General features: G+C 36.8%; 12 protein-coding genes. 8 read left to right on the forward strand and 4 right to left on the reverse strand.

Annotation, left to right across the window (positions count from 1 at the left end; all coding sequences use genetic code 11):
- Positions 1–38: 38 nt before the first annotated feature.
- The 4 genes from AP75_RS04105 to ychF all read right to left on the reverse strand — a co-directional run bounded on the left by AP75_RS04105 (position 39) and on the right by ychF (position 6313).
- Positions 39–2642, reverse strand: coding sequence for a DNA gyrase/topoisomerase IV subunit A (locus AP75_RS04105; RefSeq protein ID WP_088263666.1), 2604 nt, complete (start codon positions 2640–2642; stop codon positions 39–41).
- On the reverse strand, positions 2642–3121 hold the full coding sequence (locus AP75_RS04110; RefSeq protein WP_031502794.1) for a hypothetical protein: 480 nt from the start codon (positions 3119–3121) through the stop codon (positions 2642–2644). Before AP75_RS04110 ends, AP75_RS04105 begins: the two co-directional genes overlap by 1 nt.
- Positions 3122–3145: 24 nt before the next feature.
- Complete coding sequence (locus AP75_RS04115; RefSeq protein WP_088263667.1) at positions 3146–5029, reverse strand: DNA topoisomerase IV subunit B; 1884 nt, start codon at positions 5027–5029, stop codon at positions 3146–3148.
- Between the two features lie 192 nt (positions 5030–5221).
- The gene (gene ychF, locus AP75_RS04120; RefSeq protein ID WP_031502796.1) at positions 5222–6313 is read right to left on the reverse strand and encodes a redox-regulated ATPase YchF; all 1092 of its coding nucleotides are present in this window, start codon (positions 6311–6313) and stop codon (positions 5222–5224) included.
- Between the two features lie 196 nt (positions 6314–6509).
- Here ychF and AP75_RS04125 point away from each other — a divergent pair, with 196 nt between their 5' ends.
- From AP75_RS04125 to AP75_RS04160, 8 genes are all read left to right on the forward strand, one after another.
- Complete coding sequence (locus AP75_RS04125) at positions 6510–6875, forward strand: BlaI/MecI/CopY family transcriptional regulator (protein WP_031502797.1); 366 nt, start codon at positions 6510–6512, stop codon at positions 6873–6875.
- The gene (locus tag AP75_RS04130; RefSeq protein WP_088263668.1) at positions 6875–8692 is read left to right on the forward strand and encodes a M56 family metallopeptidase; all 1818 of its coding nucleotides are present in this window, start codon (positions 6875–6877) and stop codon (positions 8690–8692) included. Before AP75_RS04125 ends, AP75_RS04130 begins: the two co-directional genes overlap by 1 nt.
- A gap of 67 nt (positions 8693–8759) precedes the next feature.
- Positions 8760–9623: a GLPGLI family protein gene (locus tag AP75_RS04135; RefSeq protein ID WP_088263669.1), complete on the forward strand. Its 864-nt coding sequence runs from the start codon at positions 8760–8762 to the stop codon at positions 9621–9623.
- A gap of 89 nt (positions 9624–9712) precedes the next feature.
- On the forward strand, positions 9713–9949 hold the full coding sequence (locus tag AP75_RS04140) for a YdcH family protein (RefSeq protein ID WP_031502583.1): 237 nt from the start codon (positions 9713–9715) through the stop codon (positions 9947–9949).
- Between the two features lie 308 nt (positions 9950–10257).
- Positions 10258–12063, forward strand: coding sequence for a translational GTPase TypA (gene typA, locus AP75_RS04145; RefSeq protein WP_088263670.1), 1806 nt, complete (start codon positions 10258–10260; stop codon positions 12061–12063).
- A 504-nt stretch (positions 12064–12567) separates the two neighbouring features.
- Positions 12568–13515, forward strand: coding sequence for an alpha/beta fold hydrolase (locus AP75_RS04150; protein WP_031502585.1), 948 nt, complete (start codon positions 12568–12570; stop codon positions 13513–13515).
- Between the two features lie 537 nt (positions 13516–14052).
- Entirely contained in the window at positions 14053–14937 is an 885-nt protein-coding gene (locus tag AP75_RS04155; RefSeq protein ID WP_088263671.1) for a cyanophycinase, read from the forward strand.
- Positions 14938–14952: 15 nt separating this feature from the next.
- On the forward strand, positions 14953–15795 hold the full coding sequence (locus AP75_RS04160) for an isoaspartyl peptidase/L-asparaginase (RefSeq protein ID WP_031502691.1): 843 nt from the start codon (positions 14953–14955) through the stop codon (positions 15793–15795).
- Positions 15796–15826: the final 31 nt, after the last annotated feature.

A 15826-nucleotide genomic window follows, 5' to 3' on the forward strand; every position in this document is an offset into this window, starting at 1 on the left:
CTTCCATTGGAGGCGGTTTTTGTGTCTATACAAGTTTTTTATTCGAGATCAAAAAGTTCCCCGATGACTCCTTCTTCGGGGAAATCTTCGTCTCTCACATCTTGGTCAATAAAACTAATATGTCCTTCGGTAGATTCCACCGAATCAAAACCTTCATTGATTTCCTCCGGCTCCGGAATAGTGATGTTAATGCTTTTCAGTTTATTCTTGGTTAACTGATTTCCAATTGCTTTAATTCCTTTCACCGCGATAAACTCGTCTGTGGTAATGGTTTCCGGATCTTTCACCTTGTCTTTGTCTTTCGCAAAAACAAGTTCTAACGTAGAATTATTAGCCACGATTACATTTTCTATAAAAGATTTCGGATGGTCCGAAGGCATGAAGTGTTGCACATTGGTGGTATTATCGAGCAAAAATCTCTTGATGAAATAAATTCCTTTTTCGCCATCAAAATAAATACAAGTAATCGGTTGCTCCGGTTTCCATTTTTCGAGGATCAAATAATCATCATCAAAGCGGTTCATTAAGTCAAAAGAAACCAATTTAGCTTCTCCCTGGGAATTGATGGTGAGGATTTTATCATCTCCTTTGAAACTTCCGAGCAATGTCCCTCTTGCATCAGCATTCAAACGCCGCACAGTCTCATCAAACCAAATTTTTCGAGGCGCCAAAGTGGAGTGACCTTCCTCTTTTAAATCTACTTTTTTTACCGCATATTTCGTCACCAAATTTCCTTTAGAATCTCTTCCTTTAATCGCAAGATCAGAGAAATCTATTTCAATTTTGTTCTTTCTTACTCTGGCGTTGGGCTTCAATAAAACAGTTACCAATTCTGCTTCACCATTTGGATTGGCCGAAAAATAAAGCATTTCCGAACCTTTCTTGTCGGATGATAGTTTATAGTCGGTATTTCGGGTAACTCCCGTTACGGAAAATCGTTTCATATAATATGGTCCTGTACTACCTTCACGGTAAATCATGTTGTAGACCGTTCGTTTATCGTTCTTTTTCCAAACCGCAACGTGAACGATATTTTTTCCTATAAAGGTTTTGGCTTCCACTTTTACCACTTTCATCGTTCCGTCTTTTTGGAACGTGATGATATCATCAATATCCGAACAATCGAACAAATACTGATCTTTTTTCAATGAAGTTCCGATAAAACCTTCTTCGAAATTTGCATAGAATTTTTCGTTAGCCACCGCCACTTTGGTCGCATCGATGTTATCGAAAACCCGTAATTCTGTTCTACGTTCTTTACCTTTACCGTATTTTTTTTGTATGTTGGTATAATAATCTATCGCATAAGCAATTAGATTATCCAAATGGTATTTCACCTGCTCTATTTTCCCTTCCAGAGCGAGGATATTTTCTTTAAATTTATCAAGATCGAAGCGCGAAATTCTTTTAATTCTAATTTCGGTTAACCTCAAAATATCTTCTTCGGTTACTGCACGAAGCAAATGTTTGGTATGCGGTTTAAGGCCTTTGTCAATAGTTGCGATTACTTCTTCCCAAGATTTCACTTCTTCGATATCGTGATAAATTCTGTTCTCGATAAAAATTCGTTCCAGCGAAGCAAAATGCCAGTTTTCTTGCAGCTCATGAAGCTCAATTTCAAGCTCTTTTTTCAATAAAGAAACCGTGTGATCGGTATTTCTTCTGAGGATTTCCGAAACAGTTAAAAATTCGGGTTTATCACCAACAATCACGCATGCATTGGGAGAAATCGGAATCTCGCAATCGGTAAAAGCATACAGCGCATCAATGGTCTTATCGGGAGAAACATCGTTGGTAAGGTGAATATTGATTTCAACGGTATCCGAAGTATTGTCCTCGATTTTTTTAATTTTTATTTTCCCTTTTTCGTTGGCTTTAATAACGGAATCAATCAAATCGCCGGTATTTTTACCAAAAGGAAGTTCTGTGATGCAGAGCGTATTTTTATCTTTCTGAATAATTCGAGCTCTTGCACGAATTCTTCCACCACGTTCACCATCGTTATAATTGGATACATCGAGCATTCCACCGGTGAGGAAATCTGGATAAAGCTCAAATTTTTTACCTTTCAAATGTGCAACGGAGGCATTAATCAACTCATTGAAATTATGAGGCATAATCTTCGTAGAAAGTCCAACCCCAATCCCTTCCACTCCGGATGCAAGCAAGAGCGGGAATTTCACCGGAAGATCGACCGGTTCGTTGTTTCGTCCGTCATACGACTTTGACCAATGCGTTGTTTTCGGGTTGAAAACGACTTCCAAAGCGAAAGGCGTTAATCTTGCCTCGATATATCTCGCAGCCGCGGCGGAATCTCCAGTATAGATATTTCCCCAGTTTCCTTGGGTATCGATGAGAAGTTCCTTTTGCCCAATTTGCACCATTGCATCGGTAATGGAGGCATCACCGTGAGGGTGATATTTCATGGTATTTCCTACGATATTCGCTACTTTGTTGTAGCGGCCATCTTCCAACTCTCGCATGGAGTGCATGATTCTGCGTTGAACCGGCTTGAAACCATCAAAAATAGAAGGAATCGCACGATCCAAAATAACGTAAGAGGCGTAATCTAAAAACCAATCCTTGTAAAGCCCGGAAACCTTTTTCAGCGATTCTTCGTGGTGATTTTCTTGTTCTTCCATCAATTATTTTCTCTCTCTTTATTGGTTTTAATCACTTTACTTAAGGATATTTTCAAATCATTCAGTTCTTTCTTGGTAAGATAAGAAATATCATATTTTAAGATGATTGAATGATTTTTTTTACTTGAAATCGTGATGTATAATTTTTTTAAAATAATGGCATTCAGGACTTCATAGTTTTTCAGTTTATACTTCGGAAACTCGTCACTCAATGCTTTGTCTAGGAAAAGGACAACATTTCTGTTCTTGAAATTAAGCGCTTCACCATCACTATCATATTCAAAAATCTGTCGACCTCTGAGGTAAAAAATCAGAATGCCTAGAATCGGAATAATGATTAACAGAAACTCGGACCAACCTAAATAATGGTAACGATACCGCTCCAAAAAAAACAAAAAAATTCCTAAAAATAGCCCGACGGTGACAAGCGTGCTAAGAAATTGAAAATATCCTGCTTTGTTTCGGTTGCTGAGTCTCATATCATTAGTTTTCCTGACTTTAGTTTAGCTTAACATGTCCGTTAATATTTCTTTTTTATCGATATCTGGATCTTCCACCACCAAATTTTCGAGGATAAATGTTTGGCGATCAGGCGTATTTTTCCCCATATAGAATTCCAGAATTTGCTCAATTGTTTGGTCTTTTCCCAAAACCACCGGTTCCAAACGAATATCCTTACCGATAAAATGTTTGAACTCATCCGGAGAAATCTCTCCTAATCCTTTAAATCGTGTAATTTCCGGATTTTTACCCAATTCATTCAACGCTTTTATTCTTTCAGCTTCAGAATAGCAATAGCGGGTTTCCTTCTTATTTCTGACTCTGAAAAGTGGAGTTTGCAAAATATAAAGATGTCCATTCTTAATTAAATCCGGAAAAAACTGTAGGAAAAAAGTAATCATCAGCAGACGAATATGCATACCATCCACATCAGCATCAGTAGCGATGATTACGTGGTTGTAACGAAGGTCTTCCAATGAATCTTCAATATTTAATGCAGCCTGCAACAGGTTGAATTCTTCGTTTTCGTACACTACTCTTTTGGTTAAACCAAAGCAGTTCAAAGGTTTTCCTTTAAGTGAAAATACCGCCTGGGTTTCCACATCACGGGATTTGGTAATGGAACCGGAAGCAGAATCTCCCTCAGTGATGAAGATCATGGTTTCGGCTTTTCTCAGGGCTTTTTGGTCGTTATAATGTTGTCTGCAATCGCGCAATTTCTTGTTATGAAGCGAAACTTTTTTAGCTCTTTCTCGCGCGAGTTTCTGGATTCCCGAAAGTTCTTTTCTTTCCCTTTCCGAAATGATGATTTTGCGGTGAATAGCTTCAGCGATTTCTTGGTTTTGATGCAAGAAATTATCCAATTTATTTTTAAGAAAATTGGTGATAAAAGTTCTCACCGTTTCCTTGCCGGGTTCCATTTCGTTGGAGCCTAACTTTGTTTTGGTTTGCGATTCAAAAACCGGCTCGATTACTTTGATGGAAACCGCTGCAATAATTGATTTTCTGATGTCTGCCGCCTCGAAATTTTTATTGAAATATTCGCGAATGGTTTTCACATAAGCTTCCCGAAAAGCATTCAAATGCGTTCCACCCTGCGTGGTATTTTGTCCGTTTACAAAAGAAAAATACGTTTCCGACTGGGATTTGTCGGAATGCGTGATTGCCACTTCGATATCTTCATCTTTCAGGTGAACAACAGGATACAGGATTTCGCCTTCAATTTCTTCTTGAAGCAAATCTTTCAAACCGTTTTCTGAGAAGAAAGTTTCGCCATTAAAGATAATTTTCAAGCCGGGATTAAGGTAGCAGTAGTTCTTGAGCATCTTTTCGATGTACTCTTTCCTGAATTTATAATGAGTAAAAATCGAAGCATCTGGAATAAAGGTAATTTCCGTTCCGTTTCGATCTGAAGTATCAATTTCAGAATGATCTGCGGTGATAATTCCTTTAGAAAATTCGGCTATTTTTGCTTTGCCTTCTCGAACAGATTTTACTTTAAAATATTCTGAAAGTGCATTCACCGCTTTGGTACCCACCCCGTTCAAACCTACCGATTTTTTAAACGCTTTGGAGTCATATTTACCACCGGTATTCATTTTAGAAACTGCGTCAACTACTTTCCCTAAAGGGATTCCACGACCATAATCTCGGATCATGGCTTTGCCTTCGTCGATTTTAATTTCAATGCGCTTTCCGGATTTCATTACAAATTCGTCAATGGAATTATCAATGATTTCCTTGAGAAGAATATAAATACCGTCGTCCGCGGAGGAACCATCGCCCAACTTCCCAATATACATTCCCGGGCGAATTCGGATATGCTCCTGCCAATCGAGGGTTCTGATGTTGTCTTCGGAATAATTTACAGTAGTATTTTCACTCATAGAACTTGGAGTTACTTTAAAATTCAGTAACTCACAAAAATAGCGAAACGAAATTGATTTTTAAAATTTTGTGGAAAATTATTTTAATATCTATTGAATTTTTACGATATAAAAAAGAAATTAATACATATCTGAAAAAAAAAAATCGCCATGAATTATAGCGATTTTATTTTATGATTAAATTTTATGGAATTACACATTGAAACGGAAATGCATCACATCGCCGTCTTTCACTATATACTCTTTTCCTTCCACGCGCATTTTTCCGGCTTCTTTCACTTTCGCTTCCGATCCAAAATTTACGAAATCATCATAAGCAATAACTTCCGCACGGATAAATCCTTTTTCGAAATCGGTATGGATCACTCCTGCTGCTTGCGGCGCGGTCCAACCTTGGCCGATGGTCCATGCGCGAACTTCTTTTACACCGGCGGTAAAATAGGTTTGAAGTTTCAATAAATCATAAGCTTTTCTGATCAATCGGTTTACGCCCGGCTCTTCTAGGCCGAGTTCTTCAAGAAACATTTGTCTTTCTTCGAAAGTTTCCAATTCGTTGATGTCAGCTTCAATTTGCGCCGCTAAAACAACTACTTCAGCATTTTCATTGGCTGCCATTTCTTCGATTTTGGCAATCCATTCATTACCGTTTTTAATGGAATTTTCATCCACGTTACAAACATAAAGAACTGGTTTATTGGTCAGCAACTGAATTTCACCAATCACAGAGGCCGCGAAATCATCCATCGGAAATTCTCTCACATTTTTACCGTCTTCCACAAATTTCTGAAGATTAGAAAGCGTTTCATAAGTTAAAACATCTTCTTTTTTACCAGATTTAATGAATTTTTTAGCTTTATCAACCGCTTTTCCAAGGGTTTCTAGATCTTTCAATTGCAATTCGATATCGATGATTTCCTTATCTCTCATTGGATCTACGGAACCTTCTACGTGAACAATATTTCCGTTTTCGAAACATCTTAAAACATGAATAATGGCTTCACACTCTCGAATATTAGCGAGAAATTGGTTACCCAAACCTTCTCCTTTGCTCGCGCCTTTCACCAAACCTGCTATATCCACAATTTCTACCACTGCCGGCAAAACTCTTTCCGGATTTACCAGTTTTTCCAACTCAAATAATCTGGGATCAGGTACAGAAACCGTTCCCAAATTGGGCTCGATGGTACAGAAAGGATAATTCGCTGATTGTGCTTTGGCGTTACTTAAACAATTAAAGAGGGTTGATTTACCTACATTGGGCAAACCTACAATTCCACATTTCATATATTATTTTTATAGGTGTGCAAAGATAAGATTTTTATCCTATTTTATTTCATGAAAAAAAGAATGTATTTTTAAACTTTCAAAAATATTTTATCCTGATTTTCAATAAGTTAAATATTATTTTTCAATATCACTAAAAAAATAGTTGTAATAATGGAATTAATTTCTACATTTGTATCACTAAACAAATAGTGATATGAAAATCCCTTCCCTAACGAAAGCTGAAGAACAAGTGATGCAATACCTTTGGGAACTCGAAAAAGCCTTTCTGAAAGACCTTCTCGACCAGTTCCCGGAGCCAAAACCGCACACCAACACGGTTTCTACCATTTTGAAGGTTTTAAAAGAAAAAAACTTCGTAGATTATCAAGTTTTCGGCAGACAACACGAATATTTCCCCTTGGTTTCCAAAGAAAATTACAGCGGAAAATCGATGAACAGTTTGGTAAAAAATTACTTTGAAGGATCGTACAAAAACGCTGTTTCGTTTCTTGTGGAGAAAAACGAACTCAGTGTGGAAGATCTGGAAATGCTTCTCGATGAACTTAAAAATAAAGACTAATGGAAGCGCTGCTCATCTATTTCGGGAAAGTTTTTTTGGCTTCGGGTGTACTATTTTTGTACTATCAGTTGTTCTTAAAAGACAAGACGTTTCATCATTACAACCGCTTCTATTTGCTGGGAGTTTTGATGTTGAGTATGATACTACCCTTTTTTAAAATAAGTTATTTTACAATTGAGGTAAATACAGATATTTATTTATTATATAGCAAGTTACAAAATTTTAACTCTACTAAAACTTTAAGTCATGATTTCCCTTATTCTCAACTTATTGCTTGCCTTATTGGATTGGTTTCTGTCTTTTGTTTAGGCAAATTATTCTACGGAATTTTCAAGATTCAGCAACTGACAAAGGAATTTCCTCAAGAACATTTCGAAGGCATTTCCTTTTACCAAACCAACCTTTCCGAAGCGCCTTTTTCTTTCTTCAAGAATCTGTTTTGGAAAGATTCCATTCTCATTCATTCCGATTTGGGACGCCAAATTCTGAAGCATGAAATGGTACACATCGAACAGAAACATTCGCGAGACAAAATTTTCACCGAGATGGTAACCGCTGTGTTTTGGTGGAATCCCGTTTTTCATCTCATCAAAAAAGAAATCAGTTTAATACACGAATATTTGGCCGATAAAAAAGCCATTAAAAATTCGGACACGAAAGCATTTGCGCAGATGCTTTTGGCGAGTCACTTTTCCGGAACACAGTTACCCGCAACCAGTCCGTTTCTTAATTCTAACCTCAAAAAAAGATTAACAATGCTTAAAAAATCAAAAACAAAATACAGTTATGCGCGGAGATTACTTGCATTGCCACTTCTATTTGCGCTCGCTTTCATCTATATGATTAATGCGAAAAACAAAGAAATCACCAAAACCAATTTGGAAATCGAACAAATGGTTGCCGAGATTAAAAAAGATACGATCACACCGAAAGACGCTGCACAAGGAACTGACGGAACCGAGATTCAGAAGCAAAATTCGGAATTATTCACCTACAACGATTCTTTAAATGAAACTGCTTTGAAAAACATTCAGAATAAAATTGCTCAAAAGCAAAAACTGATGGAACCTTACAAAGAATTGATGCTTAAAAAGAACGAAGAAGGCCTGAAAATCAGCAAGGAAATGCGAGCAAAATCGGAAGAATTGCAAAAACTTTCCATGAAAAAAGATTTCGAAAGCCCTAGATTTAAAGATCTCGAAAAGGAAATGAAAGTATTGGATGGGAAAATGAGTGAAATCTTCGACACCGAAGAATTCAAAAACAACCAAAAAGTGCTCGAACTGAAATTTATAGAACTGGATCAACTTTACGCTAAAATGGATGATTATTACAACTCTGATGCGTTTAAATTAAAAATAAAAGATGCAGAAGAACGCGCAAAAGAAGCGGAGAAAAAATTCAATTCACCTGAATTTAAAAAGAAAATGATGGACGCTGAACTTAAAATGAAGGAAGCGGAGAAAAAATGGAATTCACCTGAATTTAAAAGAAAAATAAAGGAAGCCGAAAAACGTGCGAAAGAAGCAGAAAAGATGATCAATTCTCCGGAATTCAAAAAGAAAATTGCTGATGCGGAAGCCAAAGCAAAAATCGCTGCCGAACAAGCCAATTCGAGAATTATCGTTCTTAATAATCAGAACAAAAACGGAAACATTTTGACGGATGACAACATCAAAATCTTCATCGATGGAAAACCGGTGAGCAAAACTGAAATGGATCAATTTCCGCCAGAAAAAATCGAGAAAATGGAAGTCTTCAAAAAAGGATTCCACGGAAACACCAACGCAGAAATCCGCATCACCACCAAAAAATAATCCACCAAAATGCCAGATTTTTATTTTAAAATGATGGCATTTTTTCTATCTTTAATGAAAATCAACTATGAAAAAATACATCGCATTCTTTGTTTTGATAAGCAATCTTTTTATTGCTCAAAACCAACGATTCAGCTATCAATACCAATTTGTAAAAGACACTTTAAACAAACAAGAAATCACCAAAGAACTGATGAATCTTGATATTGTGAAAGAAGGTTCCGTTTTTTATAGTCGCGATGTGTATGTTTCGGATTCCATCATGAATGCTTATTTCGAAAATCAAATTAAAACGACCGGCTCCATGAATGTGGATGCTAAAATAATGTCGCAAAGAAAAGGAAGTGTGAAATACAAAATCTTAAAAACATACCCTGATTTTAAAATATTCTCCTCTCTAAACATTGGAATCGATTCTTATAAAGTTACAGACGACCGAAAAATCGTTTGGAAAATACTACCCGACCAACAGAAAATCGGAGAATTCAATGCTCAAAAAGCAACAACAGAATTTGCGGGAAGACAATGGGTAGCTTGGTTTTCCACGGAATTGCCTTTCCAAGATGGTCCTTACAAATTTCACGGTTTGCCGGGGTTAATTGTAAAACTTGAAGACCGCACCAAAACGCATCAATTTGAACTCATCGGGGTTTCTAAATTCACGCCTAACCCCGAAAAAACTTCCGAATTTATCGTGAAAAATAAAGAAATTGAAATCAATCAGAAGCAGTACAAAAAAATCTTTTTGGAAAACCGAAATGATCCAGCAAAAGTAATGAAACAAGCGATCGCAAATGGAGCAATCATTCAATTGACCGATCCTAACGGAAACAAAATCAGTACCGCCGAAATGATTAAAAACAAAGAGCAAAACGCGAAAGCCAACAATGCGAAAGACAATAACCTTATCGAACTCGATTTGTTGCAGTAATCATTTATTTTACTGATAATTTTCATATCATCATTGAAAGATATTTTCCTTAACTTTAATCTATCAAAAATCCATAAAAATTTAAAGTCATGGAAAATCACAACCTCACCCACGAATTCCCTGAACTGGAAGAAAAAATCAATCAATTAAAGCTGGATGACGAAAATTTCAGGAAGATGTATGTGAATTATGAAGAAGTGAACGCGCTCATTCAGCATTACGAAGAAGGCGAACAAAACCACACTACCGACGAACACCTCACCGATCTGCGCAAAAAAAGAATGCATTTGAAGGATGATTTGTATGTTTTTCTTAGAAGCAATTAATTGATAAACCTTTAGCAATAATCAAATTAACACTTTGATTATCAAACAATTTACCGATTCAATAAAAAGTGTTTTCACTTATTATAAAGAGATTGTCCAGCAATCCAAAAGCGGCGAAGTGAGTCGCTTTTTTGTTGCGAAAATCTTTCATTTTAAGTTGATAATTTCGATTTTCGGGAAGACTTTGGGTTTCAAATCAAAATGAATTTCCATTTTCTATAATTTTTAGCATTAAATTCTGTTAATTCTACATCACTTTGCAAATTATTCGCTAAAAAAGTTTACTTTTGCACCGTCAAAAAACGATTATGCAAAACATTAGAAATATCGCAATCATTGCGCACGTTGACCACGGAAAAACTACTTTGGTTGACAAAATCATTCACGCCACCAGTGTTTTCCGTGAAAACCAAGAATCAGGAGACCTGATTATGGACAACAACGACCTTGAGCGAGAAAGAGGAATTACCATTTTATCTAAAAATATCTCGGTAACATACAAAGACACTAAAATCAATGTAATCGATACTCCAGGTCACGCCGATTTCGGTGGTGAGGTAGAAAGAGTTTTGAAAATGGCCGATGGGGTTTTGCTTTTAGTAGATGCCTTCGAAGGACCGATGCCACAAACTCGTTTTGTATTGCAGAAAGCTTTGGAATTAGGTTTAAGACCAGTAGTGGTGATCAATAAAGTTGATAAACCAAACTGCCGTCCGGATGAAGTTCATGACCAAGTATTCGATTTATTCTTCAACTTGGACGCTACCGAAGAGCAATTGGATTTCCCAACATTCTACGGTTCATCTAAACAAGGCTGGTTCAACACTTCATTAGAAGAAACCGATAACATTTTCCCTTTATTAGACGGAATCTTAGAACATGTACCTGCTCCAGATGCGAAAGAAGGACCACTAAGAATGCAGATTACTTCTCTAGATTTCTCTTCTTTCTTAGGAAGAATTGCAATCGGAAAAATTACCCAAGGTTCTGTAAAAGAATCAGAATGGATTGGTTTGGCACAAGAAGACGGCAACATCATCAAAGGAAAAGTAAAAGAATTATACGTTTTCGAAGGTCTTGGTAAAAAGAAAGTTCAGGAAGTGAAAGCCGGAGACATCTGCGCCATCGTAGGTTTCGACAAATTCCAAATCGGGGATTCTTTTGTAGACTTAGAAAACCCAGATCCGTTGCCAAGAACAGCGATCGACGAACCTACTTTGAACATGACATTCTCCATCAACAACTCCCCTTTCTTCGGGAAAGATGGTAAATATGTAACTTCAAACCACCTGAAAGAAAGATTAACCAAAGAATTAGAGAAAAACCTTGCATTAAGAGTAGAACCTACCGATGATGCCAATACTTTCCTAGTTTTCGGTCGTGGTATCCTTCACCTTTCGGTTTTAATTGAAACCATGAGAAGAGAAGGTTATGAAATGACCATCGGGCAACCACAAGTTATCCTAAGAGAAATCGACGGAGTGAAATGTGAGCCTTATGAATCAATGGTTGTTGATGTACCAGAAGAATACGCTTCCAGAGTAATCGATTTGGCTACTCAAAGAAAAGGTGACCTCCACATCATGGAAACCAAAGGCGAAATGCAACACATGGAATTCGAAATTCCTTCCAGAGGACTGATCGGATTGCGTTCCCAGATGCTTACCGCTACTGCCGGAGAAGCTATTATGGCACACCGTTTCGTAGATTACAAACCTTTCAAAGGAGCAATTCCGGGAAGATTGGTTGGTGTTTTGGTAAGTAAAAGCCAAGGTCCTGCTACTGAATATTCTATCGCTAAATTGCAAGACAGAGGTAAATTCTTTGTTGATCCGGGCGAGGAAATTTATGAAGGAATGATTATCGGGGAACAAAATAAACCAGGAGATTTGGTAGTAAACATCGTTGAAGCAAAACAGCTGAACAACATGCGTGCTTCCGGAAAAGATAAAGACGGCAGCATCGCTCCGAAAATCCAATTCTCACTTGAAGAATGCATGGAATACATCCAAGCTGACGAAGCGATTGAGATTACTCCAAACTTCATCAGAATGCGTAAAAAAGTTCTTAGCGAAAACGACAGAAAACGTATCGAAAGAGGAGCAAAAGGATAATCCTCCGAAAACATACAACGTAAGAAGCCCAAACAGCGCTGACAACGAAACACAAAAGCCTCAAATTAATTGGGGCTTTTTTCGTGAATTATTCTCAATATTTCTCATTACAAAAGAGCAGTAAGATCAATATCAACTAGGAGTTAAGTTCGAAGTAAAAGCAATATAAATCTATTATAACTCTATTGTTTCTCTAATAATCTATTGGACTTATATTGGACTTATAATGGACTTATATTGGAGTTAGAGCGAAAGAGATTCGAAGGAGACACGACTTTGACCCGTTTTAAGATACCTATACATGACAACATTATAAATTATTGATTAATCTGTATTATTTTTTCGGTTTATTTGGTTTTTGGGCAAAATTTATTTGTGTTTTCTGAAAGATGTGTATATTTGAGTGACGTGGCAGATTTGTAAAACGCTTCACATGAACAAGCTTACAGTGGGAATTTTGTAAAGTCGTAGGACATTACCATCAATTTAATCAAAATGTCGTCAATGAAACAAATGTTTAGAATTTTAATAATTTTACTTTTACTGATTTCTTGTATTTCTAATTCGAAAATTGAAAATGGAAATTATGTTGAGAAAATTGATGGATTAAATATAAATTATGTTGTTCGTGGAAAAGGCCCAATTATGCTTGTAGGTCACCCGAGTTCTGGTAAAATTGGTTACGAATTAACTTTAAAGCAACTTGAAGATAAATTCACAATGGTTTATTATGATTCTCGTGGAACAGGAAAATCTGACGCACCAACAAAAATCGAATTTTATAAACCAGAATATTCTGTAAAAGAGATTGAATTAATAAGGCAAAAAATTGGAGCAAAAGAAATTTGGCTTTTTGGACATTCCGACCAAAGCGCTATTGCATTACAATATGCGATTAAATACCCAAAACATCTAGCAGGATTAATTTTATCGGGTACAAGCCTAGTCGGAACTCAAAGCGAGTCGATTGAAAGTAGAAGAAATTCTGAAAATAAAAGAATTGCTGAATCCAAATGGTTTGCAAAGGTTATTAAAGATTGGGACTATATGACTTCAAATAACACAACCTTTGACAAGAATGGTAATGATATTTCAACTGCTAAAATAAAATGGTGGACATATAATGAAGAAACCGCCCAAAAAGTTATTCCAATAACAAAAGAAATAACAAAGGCTGGACGAAGAAAACCAATAAATAACGAATATTATCAAGAAACGCCGGAAGAAAGAAATAAATATTTAAAAATTCAAAAGCAAATAAGAAATCTGAATACAAGAATTTTGATTATCAACGGAAAGTACGATACAAATAATCCCGAAGAATTTGCCAAAGAATTACACTTTTGGCTTCCGAATTCAAAATTAGTGGTTATTGACAAAGCAGGACATTTTCCTTGGGTTGAGCAACCAGATGAGACATTCAAAGAAATAAAAAAATGGCTTGAAGAATAAATAAGCAACTTATTACAACTGTTGAAAAACAAATAAAATTCAAAAACAAAATACTTGTCGTACTTGAGAAGGTTTACGAACGACTTGTTGAGTTTAAAAAGCAGAAAAATACAGAGCTTGTTATTATGAAAGATAACAATATTGTTAAAAAAAAAGCAATAAAAGTGCAGCGAACAATACGTCTCTTAGTTCGGCTTCGCTTCGGGTTTGTTTTGTCTGCAGGAAACTAGCAGCATGATAATAACTTTATCGGGTTTTCGTTTTTAGCAATTAGTTATACAAAGCAGTTTTCCTGTAGAACTGCTTTTTTTGTGGATTTTCCGAATTTTTCAAATATTGAAGAAAGCTTTTCTTAGTGAAAACATTTCGTTGAATTTTGCTAACAACAATCATCAAAATCAACCTACAATTTACTTTCCTTTTTCGTAAATTCACTTCTCTTCTAAGTCCGTTATTTAGCAAAACATCCGCTAATTCGTTAATTTTCAGTTAACACTTCCCGCCTTATGTTACATATTTTTTTTAAATTTGCAAACTATGAAAGCAGTTGGAAAATTAGTAATTATCGGTGGTGCCGTGAACAAAGGCAGTTTCTCAGAAACCGATTACGACCAAAATGTAGAGAAAAATCTCAATTTCTTTGAACGTGGAATCCTAAGAAAAATTATCGAAGAGTCGCGCCTGAAAGAAAATTCAATCATCGAAATCATCACCACCGCCTCACAAATCCCTCAGATTGTAGGCCCGGAATACAAGAAAGCTTTTGAATTTTTAGGTTCAAAAAATGTAAATATATTAGACATTCAAAACCGTGAACAAGCCAACAGTGACGCCATCGTAGCCAGAACCAACGCCGCGGATGTGGTTTTGTTCACAGGAGGTGATCAACTGAGATTGACTTCAATTTTGGGCGGAACCCGCTTTCACGATGTGATTCTTTTAAAATATCAGGAACAAGATTTCATTTACGCTGGAACTTCCGCCGGTGCAGCCGCTGCGTCGGAAAATATGATTTACCAAGGTTCCAGTTCTGAAGCTTTGCTTAAAGGTGAAATAAAAACCACCCAAGGTTTAGGTTTCATCGAAAATGTAATTGTAGATACGCATTTTGTACAACGCGGAAGAATCGGAAGGTTGTTTCAAGCGGTCGTGAACAATCCTCGAACTTTGGGGATCGGTCTTGGTGAAGACACCGGACTTTTCATTCACGGCGATACCATGACCGCGATTGGTTCCGGTTTGGTAATTTTGGTCGATGGCAGATTCATCAAAGACACTAACCTTACCAATATCAACCTTGGTCAGCCGATTTCTATTGATAATTTAATCGTACACGTGATGTCACAAAACGATATTTATGATCTGAAATCAAAAGATCTTACCATCGTGAATTCCCAGTACAACCCTATTCCACACGTTTAAACCAAAAAACACAAGATGAAGATTATCATCCACGGCGGATTTTTTTCCGAAAGCGACCAAAGCCATGAGGTGAAAGTTGCCAAACAAAATTCCCTGAAAGAAATCGCAACGAAAGGATTTGAATTCTTGCAAAATCATTCTGCTGAAGAAACGGTGGTTTATACAGTTTCTTTGTTGGAAGACGATCCGTTGTTCAATGCCGGAATTGGTTCACAAATCCAAAGTGACGGAAAAATTCGGATGAGTGCTTCATTAATGAACGGAGAAACCCAGAAATTTTCGGGAGTGATCAATATAGAAAACGTAAAAAATCCGATTAAAGTTGCACAGGTTCTAATGCAAGAACAAGATCGTGTTTTAGGAGGTGAAGGTGCTAAAAAATACGCACTGGAACATGGTTTTGAAGATTTTTCTACCGAAATTCCTCAACGCAGAAAAGAATACGAAGCCAAACTGAAAAATGGCGGAAAAGGAACCGTAGGTTGTGTTGCCCTTGACAACAACGGAAAATTGGCTGCGGCAACATCTACCGGAGGAAAAGGTTTTGAAATCGTTGGCAGAATATCCGATTCAGCGACCGTTGCCGGGAATTTTGCCAATCAACACTGCGCGGTGAGCTGCACCGGAGTTGGCGAAGACATCGTGAGCAATGCTACCGCGGCGAAAATTGTGACTCGAGTTTCGGATGGAATGCCAATAGAAAAAGCTTTTGAAAAGACTTTTCAAGAATTAAAGGAAATCGACGGATTTGCAGGAGCCATCGCGATCGATCAATCAGGGAATTTTTTCCACCAAGATTCTTATCCTACCATGGTTTTTGCAAGTTTCGACGGAATTGATTTTGAAGTTTTCGATTAGTAGAAATTCAGAATTTTACTTTAAATAAAAA

The organism is Kaistella haifensis DSM 19056 (assembly GCF_000735695.2).
In the GTDB taxonomy this organism is placed as follows: domain Bacteria; phylum Bacteroidota; class Bacteroidia; order Flavobacteriales; family Weeksellaceae; genus Kaistella; species Kaistella haifensis.